Source organism: Embleya sp. NPDC127516, assembly GCF_044765325.1.
Lineage (GTDB): Bacteria > Actinomycetota > Actinomycetes > Streptomycetales > Streptomycetaceae > Embleya.
The window spans coordinates 138,392-153,604 of sequence record NZ_JBIWJT010000010.1 but is presented as its reverse complement, the minus strand read 5'-3'; the positions used below and the strand labels follow the sequence as shown (position 1 = coordinate 153,604).

Here is a 15,213-nt window from a genome sequence, read left to right as displayed (position 1 = left end):
GAGTTCCAGGCAGCAGTGTGACTGGAGAGACCATCACAGCGCCAAAGTTGTCGAGTTTCTAGTTACGACTTGCAATTTACATTCCTGACAAGTCATGCTCAGGCTGCGTCGCCACTCACGCACGGTCCGCAATCTCGCACTCTGCGCGAGATGGCTCTAGCGACTCGCACCAGGAGTGATGCATGGGTTCATCGCCGTCCAGCCTCTCCCTCACCCTTCTCGACCAAGACGCCCAACCCACGCCCGACGCGGAGTTGATAGCCCGGCTGACCACGCGGATCGATGCCGAGTCGCTGCGGGGGCTCGTGGACGGCGTCGTCGGATTCGTCGGGGGCGACTGCGACACCGCCTTCGAGGTTCGGGTGTGTCTTGCCGAACTGCACAGCAACGCGGTTCGGCATGCCGGTGGGGCGACTCGGGTGCGGGTCTGGCGGCTGTCGACTGCGAATCGACTTCTGGTGGCCGTTGGGGACAAGTGCCCCCGTCCGCCCCGGCGTTGCGCAGATCCGGCCCTGGACGCCGAGGGCGGGCGCGGGCTGGTGCTCGTGGAGGTGCTCGCCTGCGCCAACGGCCATGTGGTGCATGCGGCCGGGAAGGACGTGTGGTTCGCCGTGGCGATCGCGCGCCGCCCATCACGGACGCACCCACGATCCGCGACGGTCACCGGCACACACGGCCGTTGAAAGTCGCCTCGCTGCGCGCGTGACACTCCCCCGCGCACCGAGGTCCTACGCCGCCCCGCCCCACATCACGGGACGGGCGGAGGGGGTGGGGGCGACCTGGACAGCTGACCCCACCCCCGGCGTGCCCAACACAAACAGAGAGGACACGGGTCAACGATGACAGATGATCTCGCAGGTATCGGCCGGCGCGACTCGGGCGGTCGCTCGGCGCTCGAACGGGTGCCGGATCGGCGGATGCGGTTGCCGATTCCCGGACCTGGTCGGGGCGTTTCCGAGCCGGTGGGCGCATCCGCCGCCGTCGTGTGGACGGTCTTCGGCAGCTCGACCGCGCTCGTGCGCCTCGACCGCCCGCTCCGGGCCGCAGTCCCCGACGGGACGGGCGAGGCGACGACCACGCATGCCATGACCCCGACGCAACGGGTCGCGGGATGGTCGACCGGCGAGGAGATTGCAAAGGCCGCCGTGTTCGTCGCGCGCTATCGGGACGCGTGGTGTCGGGACGGCCACACCGGACGCGAGGGCATCCTCACCGCCGTGAACGGGCGAAGCGCCTACCTGCGCGCCAAGAGCGGGGTCGAGTTCACGTGTCGGCTGCCGGCCCTGGTGGTCCTCCGACTCCCACCCCCGCGCCTGTATCGACGGGTGCGTTACGTCGGCAAGGACGATGCGGCCCGCCGCCCGCCAGGGGAGATCACCGAACTGTGGGCGGTCTCCAACGGCACCCTCGCCACCGTGCAACCACCCACCGGTCCCGCCTGGTTCGCCTTGCTCGCCGACCTCGAACGAGACCTGCCCACCGGTCCCGTGGCCGAGTGGGACGACCCGCCGTTCGCCCCCGACGCGCAGGCGAGCGGGCGTACGTGACCACAGGAGCCGCGCCGAACGATCCCGGCGCGGCGATGCCAGGTTCGCCGTAGCGCCGCCGCCCCCATCACCATGCGTAAGCCAGCCCGTCACCCACTCGGCGCACACGACGCAGGCCCGCCAACGCCCGCCCCGTCGATCGCAAGATCATCGCAATGTCCCGATTCGGTGTTCGACCGATCGGCGCGTATGCTCCTCCTCCGCCGCCCACGGTGACCCCCGATCGGCGGTCGAACGTGCGAGCGTGTGCGTTGAGCTGGGCATTTCCCGCCACGCACGCACTGATAGGTGATCACGATCAATGGTTGAGGCATTGCTTATTTCATCTATCAATTTGGCCGTGGCATCGTGATCACCGTACGTCCGACCGGGCTGGTGAACCTGCCAGTCCGGCCCCTTCGCGGAGGAGATCCAGTGCTTACTGTCGGTAACCAGTTCCCCGAGTACGACCTCACCGGCGTCGTGTCGCTGGAGGCGGACAAGGCCTTCGAGCAGATCACCAACAAGTCCTACGACGGCAAGTGGCGTGTCGTGTTCTTCTGGCCGAAGGACTTCACGTTCGTGTGTCCGACCGAGATCGCCGCGTTCGGCCGCCTCAACGAGGACTTCCAGGACCGCGACGCGCAGCTGCTCGGCGTATCCGTGGACTCCGAGTTCGTGCACCTGGCCTGGCGCAAGGACCACCCGGACCTGACCGACCTGCCGTTCCCGATGTTGTCCGACCTCAAGCGCGAGCTGTCCTCGGCCGCCGGCGTGCTCAACGCCGACGGTGTCGCGGACCGCGCGGTCTTCATCATCGACCCGAACAACGAGATCCAGTTCGTCATGGTCACCGCCGGCTCGGTGGGCCGTAACCCCGACGAGGTCCTGCGGGTCCTCGACGCGCTGCAGACCGACGAGCTGTGCCCGTGCAACTGGCAGAAGGGCGGCGAGACCCTCGACGCCGCCAAGCTGATGGACGCCTGATCCATGGGTCTCGACGTCCTGAAGGCCGCTCTGCCCGAATACGCCAAGGACCTCAAGCTCAACCTGGGCTCGGTCGTCGGCAACTCGAAGCTCGCCGAGCAGACGCTGTGGGGCACCGTCCTCGCCTGCGCCATCGCCACGCGTAGCCCGAAGGTGCTCGCCGAACTCGAACCCGAGGCCAAGAGCCGACTGTCCGACGAGGCGTTCACCGCCGCCAAGGCCGCTGCCGCGATCATGGCGATGAACAACGTCTACTACCGCTCGATGCACCTCATCGGCGACCCGGAGTACAGCAACCTCCGTGCCGGGCTGCGGATGAACGTGATGGCCAACCCGGGTGCCCCGAAGGCCGACTTCGAGCTGTGGTCGCTGGCCGTCTCGGCGATCAACGGCTGCGGCCGGTGCCTGGAGTCGCACGAGCAGGTCCTGCGCAAGGAGGGCGTGCCCCGCGAGACGATCCAGGAGGCGATCAAGATCGCCGCCGTGATCCACGCGGTCGGCGTGACGCTGGAGACCGACCAGGGCTGAGCACGCCCTGATCGCCCACCGGCGAACACCCCACGGCACCATGGCACCACAACGCCGGAAAATCACGAGAGCCCGTCCCCATCCGGGGGCGGGCTCTCGTGCGTCCGCGCCCGCGCCGCGCGCTCATCGCCGCGCGCGCGAGCGGGACACCGGACGAGAGCGAATCACCCACCGCGAACGGGTCACCCACAAGGCACCCGTCGCCCACCACAGCCGGGTCAGCCCACGCAGCCGAGTCACCCGCCGAAGCCGAACCGGTCCGGGCCCGGGTCCGGGCCCCGACACCCCATACCGCGCGCTCACGCCGCCCCCATCCCCACCAACGCGACCTCCCGGTACAGCCCCACCGCGTCCCGGACGCCCATCCCGCGATAGATCCGACTCCCGGTCGAGATCGCCGTGCGCAGCACCCGCTGGGTGAACACCGGGTCCAGGTCCGGGTGAAAGTCGCCGGAGCGAATGCCGGCGGACAGCGCCCGGGTCCAGGTTTCCGAGACCTTCGCGCGCTGCGCGGCCAGTCGGCTCGCCGGCAACTCGTCGCCGCGCACCTCGTTTATCGCCAGCACGGTGGACACGCCGTGGCACGCGTGCGCCTCCACGGTCCGCCCGATCAGCCCGGCCAACCGCTCCACCGGGGTCGGCCGCGCGGCCGCGTCCTTGTCGAACGCGGTGCGCAGGTCGCCGAGGAACTCGCCGAGCAGTTCGGCCAGCAACTGCTCCTTGGAACCGATGTGATGCGCGAGGCTGCCGACCGGTACGCCGGCCAGGTCGGCGATCCGACGCACCGTGGTGCCCGCGTACCCGTCCTGTTCGAAGAGCAGGTTCGAGGCGATCCGAATCCGGGTGCGCGCGTCGGTCCGGCGCGGCACCCGGGCCATCCGACGCTCGACCTCGACCCTGGCGTCCTCGACGGGGCCGACCCGACGCAGCGTCGGCGCCGCGTAGCGGGCCGGGCCGAGCAGATTGCAGATCCGCTGCGAGGCGTAGCGCCCGGGCCGCACGATGCCGCGCACGAACACGTCCACCAGACGTCCCGCGGCCGCGTCCGGGTCGTAGCGCCCGCTCGGCCGGTACCACTGCGCCATCCCCCACACCGCCGATTGCAGCATGAGCGACAGCAGTACGGGGTGCAGGTCCCGACGCAGGCTGCCGTCCTCGATGCCCCGGCGCAGCACCCGGCCCCACAGGATGGACGCCTCGGCGGTGCGATCGGAGAGCCAGACGAAGCCCTCGCTGCGGGAGAGTCGCCGCGACTCGCCGACCACCACGATCGCCGCGTCGGGGCTGTTGCCGATCACTTCGAGGCTGTCCCGAAGCAGACCGCGCAGCGTCGCGATCGGCTCGTCGCCGCGCTCGACGGTGGCCCGCTGGCGGCTCATGATGTCGGCGAAGAAGGTGTCGAGCACTTCCAGCAACATCGCTTCCTTGGACGGGAAGTGGTGGTACAGGCTGCCCGAGAGCATGTCGGCGGATTCGGCGATCTGGCGGACCGTGGTGGCCCCGTAGCCCCGCTTGGCGAACAGCGCACAGGCGTGTCTGATGATCTCCGCGCGTCGATCCGCTCGCGGCCTGATGTGACGCTCCGCACCCGCTCGATCGCTCAACACGTGCCAAGCGTAGTACGCCTGGGAATCCCATGCGGAATCTCACGTTCCGGTAGTCCCTCTCCGCCCCACCGGCCTCAACGAACCCACCCGCCGCAAGGGCACGGGGCGATCCGGCGCGGTGCGGAGGAACGCGGATCGGGCGGAGCCGGCGATCGGGAGATTCCCAGGTTCCGGGAGGATCGAGAGCCCCGGTGTCACCCCGATCATATCCTTGACTTAGTCATACACCTGGGGCAGGGTGAGATCAGGCTGGATCAATGCGTCGCCACCCGTGGCCCGGCCCCGAGGACCGGCCACACAGGACTCGCTAGGAGCGACCTCATGGGCAACCCCGTCATCGTCGAAGCCGTGCGCACGCCCATCGGTAAGCGCAACGGCCGGCTCGCCGGTCTGCACCCGGTGCAGCTACTCGCCGCCGCCCAGCGCGGATTGATCGAACGGGCCGGGATCGACGCCGAACTCGTCGACCAGGTGATCGGCGGCTGCGTCACCCAGGCCGGCGAGCAGTCGGGCGACATCGTCAAGCACGCGTGGCTGTACGCCGGACTGCCGACCCGCACCGGCGGCACCACGATCGACTGCCAGTGCGGATCCGCCCAGCAGTCGGTGCACTTGATCGCCGGTTTGATCGCGACCGGCGCCATCGACGCGGGAGTCGCTTGCGGCATCGAGTCGATGAGCCGCAACCCGCTCGGGCACACCGCCAAGCCCGGCCAGAAGTCCAAGCCGGAGGACTGGGCGATCGACCTGCCCGACCAGTTCACCGCCGCCGAGCGGATCGCCCGCAACCGGGGCATCACCCGCGCCGACGTGGACGCGCTCGGCGTACGCTCGCAGGCCAACGCCAAGCGCGCGTGGGAAGAGGGCCGGTTCACGTCGCAGGTGATCACGGTCGAGGCCCCCGTACTGGACGCCGAGGGCAAGCCCACCGGTGAGACCGTCCTGGTCGACCGCGACCAGGGTCTGCGGGACACCACGATCGAGAGCCTGACCAAGCTCAAGCCGGTGTTGCCGGACGGCATCCACACTGCGGGCAACTCGTCGCAGATCTCCGACGGCGCCGCCGCGCTGCTGATCATGGACAAGGACAAGGCCCGCGCGCTGGGCCTGCGTCCGCGCGCGCGGATCGTCGCCCAGGCGATGGTCGGCGCCGACCCGCACTACCACCTGGACGGTCCCAACGACGCGACCGAGCGGCTGTTCGCCCGCTCCGGGATGTCGATGTCCGACATCGACCTGTTCGAGGTCAACGAGGCGTTCGCGTCCGTCGTACTGTCCTGGGCCCAGGTGCAGAAGGCCGACCTGGACAAGGTCAACGTCAACGGCGGCGCGATCGCGCTCGGCCACCCGGTCGGCTCCACCGGCGGTCGACTGTTGACCACCGCGCTTCACGAACTCGAGCGCACCGACAAGCAGTTCGCGCTGGTGACGATGTGCGCGGGCGGCGCCAACGCGTCCGGCACCATCATCGAACGCATCTGAGTCCCGGTCGGCCCCGGACACGATCGAGCCCCGCGCGCCGGACGGCGTGCGGGGCTCGACCCGTGTTCAAGGGCGAGTCGATCGACTCGCGGCCCACTCAGTACCAGTGGTGGCTCTGCCAGAACGTCCACGCCTGGCACGGGCTGCCGTAGCGCTCGTTCATGTAGCTCAGGCCCCACTTGATCTGCGTCGCGGGGTTGGTCCGCCAGTCGGAGCCGGCCGAGGCGTACTTGCTCGCGGGCAGCGCCTGCATCAGGCCGTACGCGCCGGACGACTTGTTCGTCGCGTCGACCCGCCAGCCGCTCTCCTTCGTGACGATGTTGCTGAAGCACGTGTACGCGCTCGCGCTCATCATCGACTTGGCGATCGCCTGGGCATCGGCGGCGGACGCCGACACCTTCTCCACCGCGCCGCGGTTGTCCGAACGCGCCGCGCGCTCCTGGGCGGCCTTGCGGTCGGCCTCCGCCTTGTCGGCCGCGGCCTTGTCCGCCGCCGCCTTCTCGGCCGCGGCCTTCTCCGCGGCGGCCTTCTCGGCGGCGTCGCGCTCGGCCTTGACCCGGGCGGCCTCCTCGGCCTGGACCCGCTGCGCCTCGTCGTAGGCGGCGGTCTGCGCGTCGGCCTGGTGGGTGATACCAGTGCTCAGTTGCTGCGCCTGGGGGGCGGCAGGAACCTCGAGAAGCTTCGTGGTGCTCGCTTCGTCTACCGTCTGGGCGTCGGCGGACGCGGAAACGCCCGTGCCACTGAATCCGACGACGGCGCCAACGGCCGTGACAGCGGTGGCGGACGCCACGGCTATCCCCCGAACCGAGATCCGGCTCACACACGTTCCTTCCGGCAGGCGCGCACCGCGAGCGAAGCGGCGAACGAGTCCAACCCCCGGTCTTCCCACACTCCCGGAGGGAGTGTTTCGGCCCCGGCGCCGAGTGGTTCACTCGGCGCGTGCGTGGGCGGCGTACAGCAGGTCATGTGTTGAGTTGTCGGGCACAGCCGTACGCGGGGGTCTTACAAGTCCAGCAGCCTGCCTCAGCCAAACATTCGGAAGCAATTTCCCGGGGCGTGGCGAACATCACAACTCCCGGAACGGCCAAGCCTTTTCCCTTTTCACCCGAGACCGTTTCCACCCGGAATATGCGGACACGGCGAGACCCCGCCGTCGACGTCTCGAAGCAGTCGAGACGTCGACGGCGGGGTCGGTCGAACCGTTCCCACCAGGGCATCCGTCAGCCCGGCAGGTCCTCCAACATCTCGGTCACCAGGGCCGCGATGGGCGAGCGCTCGGACCGGGTCAGCGTCACGTGCGCGAACAGCGGATGCCCCTTGAGCTTTTCCACCACCGCGACCACCCCGTCGTGCCGACCGACCCGCAGGTTGTCCCGCTGCGCGACATCGTGGGTGAGCACCACCCGCGAATTGCTGCCGATCCGCGAAAGCACGGTCAGCAGCACGTTGCGCTCCAGGGACTGCGCCTCGTCCACGATCACGAACGCGTCGTGCAGCGACCGGCCTCGGATGTGGGTGAGCGGCAGCACCTCCAACATCCCGCGCGCGACCACCTCCTCGATCACGTCGGACGTGGTGACCGCCGACAACGTGTCGAAGACCGCCTGGGCCCAGGGGCTCATCTTCTCGTTCTCGGTGCCGGGCAGGTAGCCGAGCTCCTGGCCGCCGACCGCGTACAGGGGACGGAAGACCATCACCTTGCGGTGCTGATTACGCTCCAGCACCGCCTCCAGGCCCGCGCACATCGCCAGCGCCGACTTGCCGGTGCCCGCCCGGCCGCCCATCGACACGATGCCGATGTCCGGGTCGAGCAGCAGGTCGAGAGCTATCCGCTGCTCGGCGCTGCGTCCGTGCAGGCCGAACACGTCCCGGTCGCCGCGCACCAGGCGGACCTGCTTGTCGGCGGTGACCCGGCCCAGCGCCTTGCCGCGTTCGGACACCAGGACCAGTCCGGTGTGGCAGGGCAGGTCGGCGGCCTGCTCGATGTGGGTGCGATCGTGCTCGAACAGGGCGTCGATGTCGGCCGCGTCCACCTGGAGTTCGGCCATCCCCGTCCAGCCCGACGTGTTCACCAGTTCGGCGCGGTACTCCTCCGCGCTCAGTCCCACCGCGGATGCCTTGACCCGCATCGGCACGTCCTTGGACACCAGCGTCACATCGTGTCCCTCGGCCATGAGGTGCCTGGCCACCGCCAGGATGCGCGAGTCGTTGTCGCCCAGCCGGAATCCGGGTGGGAGCACGGTCGCGTCGATGTGATTGAGCTCCACCCGCAGCGTGCCGCCGGATTCCCCGATCGGTACGGGGGCGTCCAGGCGGCCGTACTGCGTGCGCAGTTCGTCCAGCATCCGCAGCGCGTGACGGGCGAAGTAACCCAGCTCCGGGTGGTGCCGCTTGGCCTCCAACTCGGTGATCACGACGACGGGAAGAACCACCTCGTGCTCGTCGAACTTCAAGAGCGCCGACGGATCGGCAAGGAGCACGCTGGTGTCGAGGACATACGTCCGGTGCTGCGGAGCACGGCGTTGGATCGTGGCCACGGAGTGCCTCGCCCCCTCTCAGGGCACGCGCACCGTGCGCCCTGATCGCTCGGAGTCCGGGCCCCGGCCCGAAGGCCGGGTGCCCGGCCCTCCTGTCGCCGTGAACTGTGGAGCCTGTAGTGCACGGAAGGGCCTCCCGGGCAGGTGACGGGGTGTCACCCACATAGCGCACCGGCCCACATGATGTGTGCCGGCCCGACGGGGTTATTCCCGTCCGAGGGGACTCCAACACAAACCGGATGATCACATGCCGATGGAATCCCGGCTCTGCGCAGGCACGATGACGAGGCGTCAGGCGCCGTAGCGGCGATGCCGGGCGGAGTAGTCGCGCAGCGCCCGGAGGAAGTCGACCTTGCGGAAGTCCGGCCAGAAGGCCTCGCAGAAGTAGAACTCCGAATGCGCGCTCTGCCACAACAGGAAACCGGACAGCCGCTGTTCACCCGAGGTTCGGATGACCAGGTCGGGATCGGGCTGGCCGCGGGTGTAGAGGTGCTCGGCGATGTGCTCGACATCCAGCACCTCGGCCAGTTCCTCGATCGAGGTGCCCTTGCCGGCGTGCTCCACGAGCAGCGAGCGCACGGCGTCCGCGATCTCGTGCCGACCGCCGTACCCGACCGCGACGTTGACGAACACGCCGGTCAGGTCCGCGGTCTCGGTCTCGGAGCGCTTGAGCACCTCGCGCGTGTGTTCGGGCAACAGGTCCAGTGCGCCGACCGGGTGCACCCGCCAGCGCCGCGCGGCGGCCAGATCGGTGACCGCGTTCTCGATGATCACCATCAGATCGGCCAGTTCCTCCGGCGGCCGATTGAGGTTGTCGGTGGACAGCAGCCACAGCGTGACCACCTCGACGCCGACCTCTTCACACCAGGTGAGCAGCTCGTGGATCTTGTCGGCACCCTTGCGGTGTCCCTCGGCCACCTGTTCGCCGTACGCCTTCGCCCAGCGGCGGTTGCCGTCCAGGATGACGCCGACGTGACGCGGTATCACCGTACGGTCGAGCGACGCCTCGATGCGCTTGCCGTATGCGCCGTATGCGAGGTCCCGCAGGCCCATGTCCACCTGCTCCTCCGTCCGTGATCACCCGCGCCGAAAACCCTACTCCCGTCCGACACCCGCTCGACATCACGCGGCGGAGGGCGGGCGTGAAGATGCGGTGAAGGTCGGCTCGCGGACGGCGTGTCGCGCGCTCATCCGAGGGTGGCTTTCCGAACGCCGAGGGCCCGGCGGGAGAGATCCCGCCGGGCCCGGAGCGTACCGGTATTTCGACGTCGAGTCAGCCTCGGTCGTCGAGTCGCGCGACCAGCTTGTTGTACTCGTCCCACAGTCCCTGCGGGGTGTGCGAGCCGAACTTCTCCAGGTGCTCGGGGACCAGCGCGGCCTCCTGCTTCCAGATCTCCCGGTCCACGCTCAGCAGCAGGTCCAGCTCGGCGTCGGTGAGGTCCAGACCCTTCAGGTCCAGCGACTCGCGCGTCGGCAGTACGCCGATCGGGGAGTCCACACCGTCGGCGAGCCCTTCCAGGCGCTCGACGATCCACTTGAGCACGCGGCTGTTCTCACCGAAGCCGGGCCAGACGAACTTGCCGTCGGCGTCCTTGCGGAACCAGTTCACGTAGTAGATCTTCGGCAGCTTGTCCGCCGAGGTGGCCTGGCCGATGTCCAGCCAGTGCGCCATGTAGTCGCCCATGTTGTAGCCGCAGAACGGCAGCATGGCGAACGGGTCGCGGCGCAGCTCGCCGACCGTGCCCTCGGCCGCGGCGGTCTTCTCCGACGCCACGTTCGCGCCGAGGAAGACACCGTGCTGCCAGTCGAAGGACTCGGTCACCAGCGGAACCGCGCTGGCCCGACGACCGCCGAAGAGGATGGCCGAGATCGGCACACCCTTGGGGTCCTCCCACTCGGGCGCGATGGTGGGGCACTGCGACGCGGGGACGGTGAACCGCGCGTTGGGGTGGGCGGCGGGGGTCTCCGACTCGGGAGTCCAGTCGTTGCCCTTCCAGTCGATCAGGTGCGCGGGCTTGTCCTCGGTCATCCCCTCCCACCAGACGTCGTTGTCGTCGGTGAGCGCGACGTTGGTGAAGACCGAGTTGCCCCACATGGTCTTCATCGCGTTGGCGTTGGTGTGCTCGCCGGTGCCCGGCGCGACTCCGAAGAAGCCCGCCTCGGGGTTGATCGCGTACAGCCGGCCGTCCTCGCCGAACCGCATCCACGCGATGTCGTCGCCGACGGTCTCCACCTTCCAGCCCGGAATGGTCGGCTGGAGCATCGCCAGGTTGGTCTTGCCACACGCGGAGGGGAAGGCGGCGGCGATGAACTTCGGCTCGGCGCCCGAGGGAGGCGTGAGCTTCAGGATCAGCATGTGCTCGGCCATCCAGCCCTCGTCGCGCGCCATGACGGAGGCGATCCGGAGCGCGTAGCACTTCTTGCCGAGCAGGGCGTTGCCGCCGTAGCCCGAGCCGTAGGACCAGATCTCCCGGTCCTCGGGGAAGTGCGTGATGTACTTCTCGGTGTTGCACGGCCACGGCACGTCCGCCTCGCCCTCGGCGAGCGGGGCCCCGACGGTGTGCACGGCCTTGACGAACTCTCCGTCGGTGCCCAGGAAGTCCAGCACCGCCTGACCCATCCGGGTCATCGTGCGCATCGAGACCGCGACGTAGGCGGAGTCGGTGATCTCCACGCCGTAGGCGGACAGCGGCGAGCCGACCGGACCCATGCAGAAGGGCACCACGTACATCGTGCGGCCACGCATCGAGCCGGCGAACAGGCCGCCGAGCTTGGTACGCATCTCGGCCGGGGCTATCCAGTTGTTGGTCGGACCCGCGTCCTCCTCCTTCTCGGAGCAGATGTAGGTCCGGTCCTCGACGCGTGCGACATCCCGAGGGTCGGAGGTCGCGTAGTAGCTGTTGGGGCGCTTGTTCTCGTCGAGCTTGCGGAAGGTGCCCTTCTCGACGAGGAGGTCGGCGAGGCGCTGGTACTCCTCTTCCGAACCGTCACACCATTCGATTCGGTCGGGCTGAGTCAGCCGGGCGATCTCGCTCACCCAGTCGAGCAGCTGCCTGTGTTTCGTCGGGACCTCGTTGGCCACGATCGCTCCATTTCGCGCCTGGGACGGCGAGTCCCCGGCGTCGGGGTTGAGGGTTGCGGGGATTTTATCCGGTCATCCGAACGCGGAACCGCCCGGGACAGGTCCCCACCTGGAAGTTGTGCCCCGTACCGGACCGAAAACCCCAAAGACGTGCGGTTTCGCGCCCCTCCGGGACAAGATCTCCCGTGATGCGTCTCACTTCGTACTTACCAGTAACCTACGTGGGCGTAAGTACACTCGGCGACATGAGTGTGGACGCGCACGCCTTGACGGCGCCCTTGACGCCCATCAAACCCAAGCTGCGCGGATGGATCCACGCGGGGACCTTTCCCCTCGCCGTGGCCTCCGGCATCGTCCTGGTCGCCTTGGCCGGGGATACCAAGTCCCGCATAGCGTGTGGTGTGTTCGCGCTGACCGCGGCGATGCTCTTCGGCACGTCCGGGGTCTACCACCGAGGCAACTGGGGACCGCGCGGCGAGGCGGTGCTGCGCCGACTCGATCACGCCAACATCTTCCTGATCATCGCGGGCACCTACACCCCTTTGACCATTCTATTGCTGGGCAAAAGCGATCAAATCCTGCTCTGGGTGGTGTGGATCGGGGCGCTCGCCGGGATCGGTTTCCGGGTCTTCTGGATCGGCGCGCCACGCTGGCTCTACACCCCCATCTATGTCGCGCTGGGCTGGGCGGCGGTGTTCTACCTGCCCGAGTTCATGCGCGAGGGCGGCGTCGCGGTGGTGGTCCTGGTGATCGTCGGCGGCGTGCTCTACAGCCTGGGCGCGGTGGTCTACGGGATCAAGCGACCCAACCCCTCGCCGCAATGGTTCGGCTTCCACGAGGTCTTCCACGCCTTCACGCTGCTCGCCTTCGCGAGCCACTTCGTCGCCGTGGCCCTGGTGGCACTCGACTGATCGTTCCCCACTCATCGGCCCGAAGGCCCACGACTCCGAACGGAGTCGTGGGCCTTCGGGCTTTTCCGGGTTTTCCCCCGAGCTTGGGCTGCTCTTTGCCGAGGAAGTTGACTGTCACTAGATTTTGAGAGCTACTGTCATAAAGCAGATGCACTCAATAGATGGAGACTGTCATGAATGCGACTAAGCATGAGCCGAATCGGGCGAACGAAGCCGACGGGCCGCCCGACCCTCGGCGGTGGTGGGCGCTGGGCGCGCTGGTGGTCGGACTCCTGGTGGTCGGCCTGGACACCACGATCATCAACGTGGCGATGCCGACGATGAGCGAACAACTGGGCGCGAGCACGGGCGACCTGCAGTGGATCGCCGACTCGTACATCGTGGTGTTCGCGGCGCTGATGCTTCCGGCCGGACTGATCGGCGACCGCTACGGCCGGCGCCGCTTCCTGCTCGTGGGGCTCGCGATATTCGGCGTCGGCTCGGTGGTCGGCACGCTGGTCGGCTCGGTCGAGGGGGTGATCGCGGCGCGTGCGCTGATGGGTATCGGCGGAGCGTTCATCATGCCGCTGTCGTTGTCCATCCTGCCCTCGCTCTTCCCGGCCGCCGAGCGCGGCAAGGCGATCTCGGTCTGGGCCGCGAGCACCGCGCTGGGCATCCCGCTCGGCCCGATCCTGGGCGGGCTGCTGCTCGAGCACTTCTGGTGGGGCTCGGTGTTCCTGATCAACATCCCGATGGTCGGACTGGCGCTGTTCGTGTGCGGGTTCCTGCTCCCGGTGTCGCGCTCGGCCGACGCCCCCAAGGTGGACATCGCGGTCACCGTGCTGGTGGTCACGGGGCTGACCACGCTGATCTTCGCGCTGATCGAGGCGCCCGAGTGGGGCTGGGGCGACGCGCGTGTGCTCGCGCTGTTCGGCGCGGCGGTGCTGATCATCGCGAGCCTGGTGGTGCGCGAGACCAGGGCCCCGCGGCCGATGATCGACCTGGGCCTGTTCCGCGACCGCAACTTCCTGTGGGCCACGATCGCCGCCCTGGTGCCGTCCTTCGCGATAGCCGGCGTGTTGTTCCTGGTCCCGCAGCGGTTCCAGGCCGTGGACGGTCACAACGCGTTCGGCACCGGCCTGCGGCTGCTGCCGCTGCTGGCCGGACTGTTCGTGGCCTCGCTGGCGAGTTCCAAGCTCGCGGCGCGGTTCGGCTACAAGGTGGTCATCCCCAGCGGCCTGTTCGTGCTCGGCTGCGGGCTGCTGCTGGGCGCGACCGGCTCGGTGCACGACGGGTACGGGTCGATCGCCTGCTGGCTCACCGTGACCGGCCTGGGCCTGGGCCTGTCGCTGGTGCCCGCGATGGACGCGTGCATGGCCACTCTGGCGCCGGAGCGTACCGGGATGGGATCGGCCCTGGTGCAGACCCTGCGTCAGATGGCGGGTGCGCTCGGGGTGGCGATCCTGGGCAGCGTGCTCGCGTCCGCCTACCTCGACCGGATCGACACCACCGGACGCCCGGGCCCGGTCGCGGACGCCGCGCGCGACTCGATCGGCGGCGCGGCCAAGGTGTCGGCCCACGGCGCGGACCCGGCACTGCTGGACTCGGCCCGCGAGGCGTTCATGCACGGCATGAACCTGAGCCTGCTGATCTGTGGCGTCAGCGCACTGGTGCTCGGCGTCGCGGTGGCGACCTTCCTGCCCCGGCGCATCGTCGACGCACCGGCGCCGGCGGCGAGCCCGGCCGGACCGGGAGAATCGAGGCATGACCGCGAAGGAGTCCTCCATCCGTGACCTGGCCGCCTCGCCCGTAGGACTGCGCGAGCGCAAGAAAATCAAGACCCGCCAGGCGATCCGCCGGGAGGCCTACCGGCTCTTCCGCGACCACGGCTACGACGCGACCACCGTCGACCAGATCGCCGAGGCGGCGGAGATCTCGCCCAGCACCTTCTTCCGCTACTTCCCCAGCAAGGAGGACATCGTGCTCACCGACGAGTACGACCCCCTGATGGTGGAGATCCTGCGGACCGCGCCCGAGGGCATGAGCCTGCTCCGGGTGATGCGCACCGTCATCCTGGACACGCTGCGCGAGATCCTGGAGGAGGACCGCGAGGAACTGGTCACCCGGATGACCCTGATCCTGGAGGTCCCGGCGCTGCGCCGGCGCAACTACGAGCACCAGATGCAGACCTGGGCGATGATCACCGAGGCGTTCGCCGCCGGGACCGGACGTTCGGCCGACGATCTCGAACTACGGGTCGCCGCCGCCGCGATCGGCGCGGCACTGGCGGAGGCGATCGTGGGGTGGACCCGCGACGGCTGCACGGGGGACCTGGTCGCGCTGGCCGACGAGTCCCTGGGCCTGTTGGAGCGGGGGTTGGGGGACAGCCCGTGAGAGCGCGGCGGCGCCCCGTCGGCGCGCCGGTTGCATGCCCGCTACGCGGTCACGGTCGAGCCGTCCGCTACGCGCCCGGGATGCACGTCCGCTACGCGCCCGCCACCCCCACACCACACCACCAACCGGCCCACCCAGCGCCCAGCCCGGCTCCGGCTCCGGCCCCGGCCGCGCAGCGGA

General features: G+C 69.0%; 13 protein-coding genes. 8 read left to right on the top strand and 5 right to left on the bottom strand.

From position 1 onward, the window contains the following. Positions 1-182 precede the first annotated feature (182 nt). The 4 genes from ACIRL2_RS20890 (at position 183) to ACIRL2_RS20875 (ending at position 3,041) form a co-directional block, all read left to right on the top strand. Complete coding sequence (locus tag ACIRL2_RS20890; RefSeq protein WP_402233919.1) at positions 183-683, top strand: ATP-binding protein; 501 nt, start codon at positions 183-185, stop codon at positions 681-683. 156 nt (positions 684-839) lie between these two features. Next, positions 840-1,547, top strand: coding sequence for a hypothetical protein (locus ACIRL2_RS20885; protein ID WP_402233917.1), 708 nt, complete (start codon positions 840-842; stop codon positions 1,545-1,547). 414 nt (positions 1,548-1,961) lie between these two features. Continuing rightward, positions 1,962-2,513: a peroxiredoxin gene (locus ACIRL2_RS20880; RefSeq protein WP_078976832.1), complete on the top strand. Its 552-nt coding sequence runs from the start codon at positions 1,962-1,964 to the stop codon at positions 2,511-2,513. 3 nt (positions 2,514-2,516) lie between these two features. Beyond that, positions 2,517-3,041 carry a carboxymuconolactone decarboxylase family protein gene (locus ACIRL2_RS20875; RefSeq protein ID WP_395870356.1) on the top strand — a complete coding sequence of 175 codons (525 nt, stop codon included), beginning with the start codon at positions 2,517-2,519 and terminating at the stop codon, positions 3,039-3,041. Between the two features lie 299 nt (positions 3,042-3,340). On the opposite strand, the gene ACIRL2_RS20870 is transcribed toward ACIRL2_RS20875, so the two are convergent. Further along, positions 3,341-4,648 carry a TetR/AcrR family transcriptional regulator gene (locus ACIRL2_RS20870; protein ID WP_395870354.1) on the bottom strand — a complete coding sequence of 436 codons (1,308 nt, stop codon included), beginning with the start codon at positions 4,646-4,648 and terminating at the stop codon, positions 3,341-3,343. A 321-nt stretch (positions 4,649-4,969) separates the two neighbouring features. On the opposite strand from ACIRL2_RS20870, the gene ACIRL2_RS20865 reads away from it, so the two are divergent. After that, on the top strand, positions 4,970-6,130 hold the full coding sequence (locus tag ACIRL2_RS20865) for a steroid 3-ketoacyl-CoA thiolase (protein WP_395870352.1): 1,161 nt from the start codon (positions 4,970-4,972) through the stop codon (positions 6,128-6,130). Between the two features lie 97 nt (positions 6,131-6,227). On the opposite strand, the gene ACIRL2_RS20860 is transcribed toward ACIRL2_RS20865, so the two are convergent. The 4 genes from ACIRL2_RS20860 to ACIRL2_RS20845 all read right to left on the bottom strand — a co-directional run bounded on the left by ACIRL2_RS20860 (position 6,228) and on the right by ACIRL2_RS20845 (position 11,749). Then, complete coding sequence (locus ACIRL2_RS20860; protein WP_395870350.1) at positions 6,228-6,950, bottom strand: transglycosylase SLT domain-containing protein; 723 nt, start codon at positions 6,948-6,950, stop codon at positions 6,228-6,230. A 400-nt stretch (positions 6,951-7,350) separates the two neighbouring features. Beyond that, positions 7,351-8,667, bottom strand: a complete 1,317-nt coding sequence (locus tag ACIRL2_RS20855) for a PhoH family protein (RefSeq protein ID WP_395870348.1) — start codon at positions 8,665-8,667, stop codon at positions 7,351-7,353. A 291-nt stretch (positions 8,668-8,958) separates the two neighbouring features. Beyond that, positions 8,959-9,720 carry an isoprenyl transferase gene (locus ACIRL2_RS20850; RefSeq protein ID WP_360311901.1) on the bottom strand — a complete coding sequence of 254 codons (762 nt, stop codon included), beginning with the start codon at positions 9,718-9,720 and terminating at the stop codon, positions 8,959-8,961. A gap of 220 nt (positions 9,721-9,940) precedes the next feature. Continuing rightward, a complete protein-coding gene (locus ACIRL2_RS20845) occupies positions 9,941-11,749 on the bottom strand; it encodes a phosphoenolpyruvate carboxykinase (GTP) (RefSeq protein WP_402233913.1) in 1,809 nt (602 codons plus the stop codon). A gap of 245 nt (positions 11,750-11,994) precedes the next feature. Between ACIRL2_RS20845 and ACIRL2_RS20840 the strand changes: the two genes are divergently transcribed. The 3 genes from ACIRL2_RS20840 to ACIRL2_RS20830 all read left to right on the top strand — a co-directional run bounded on the left by ACIRL2_RS20840 (position 11,995) and on the right by ACIRL2_RS20830 (position 15,033). Next, positions 11,995-12,660 (top strand): hemolysin III family protein, encoded by a 666-nt coding sequence (locus ACIRL2_RS20840; RefSeq protein ID WP_395870344.1) that lies wholly within the window; start codon positions 11,995-11,997, stop codon positions 12,658-12,660. Between the two features lie 173 nt (positions 12,661-12,833). Further along, positions 12,834-14,432 (top strand): MFS transporter, encoded by a 1,599-nt coding sequence (locus ACIRL2_RS20835; protein WP_402233911.1) that lies wholly within the window; start codon positions 12,834-12,836, stop codon positions 14,430-14,432. Then, positions 14,404-15,033 carry a TetR family transcriptional regulator gene (locus ACIRL2_RS20830; RefSeq protein WP_395870340.1) on the top strand — a complete coding sequence of 210 codons (630 nt, stop codon included), beginning with the start codon at positions 14,404-14,406 and terminating at the stop codon, positions 15,031-15,033. The genes ACIRL2_RS20835 and ACIRL2_RS20830 overlap by 29 nt, the downstream gene beginning before the upstream one ends. Positions 15,034-15,213 lie beyond the last annotated feature (180 nt).

What these genes read in the sequence shown, in the direction of transcription:
- ACIRL2_RS20890 (WP_402233919.1), top strand. Translation starts at nt 183, where the DNA reads ATGGGTTCATCGCCGTCCAGCCTCTCCCTCACCCTTCTCGACCAAGAC.
- ACIRL2_RS20885 (WP_402233917.1), top strand. Translation starts at nt 840, where the DNA reads ATGACAGATGATCTCGCAGGTATCGGCCGGCGCGACTCGGGCGGTCGC.
- ACIRL2_RS20875 (WP_395870356.1), top strand. Translation starts at nt 2,517, where the DNA reads ATGGGTCTCGACGTCCTGAAGGCCGCTCTGCCCGAATACGCCAAGGAC.
- ACIRL2_RS20865 (WP_395870352.1), top strand. Translation starts at nt 4,970, where the DNA reads ATGGGCAACCCCGTCATCGTCGAAGCCGTGCGCACGCCCATCGGTAAG.
- ACIRL2_RS20850 (WP_360311901.1), bottom strand. Translation starts at nt 9,720, where the DNA reads ATGGGCCTGCGGGACCTCGCATACGGCGCATACGGCAAGCGCATCGAG.
- ACIRL2_RS20840 (WP_395870344.1), top strand. Translation starts at nt 11,995, where the DNA reads ATGAGTGTGGACGCGCACGCCTTGACGGCGCCCTTGACGCCCATCAAA.
- ACIRL2_RS20835 (WP_402233911.1), top strand. Translation starts at nt 12,834, where the DNA reads ATGAATGCGACTAAGCATGAGCCGAATCGGGCGAACGAAGCCGACGGG.
- ACIRL2_RS20830 (WP_395870340.1), top strand. Translation starts at nt 14,404, where the DNA reads ATGACCGCGAAGGAGTCCTCCATCCGTGACCTGGCCGCCTCGCCCGTA.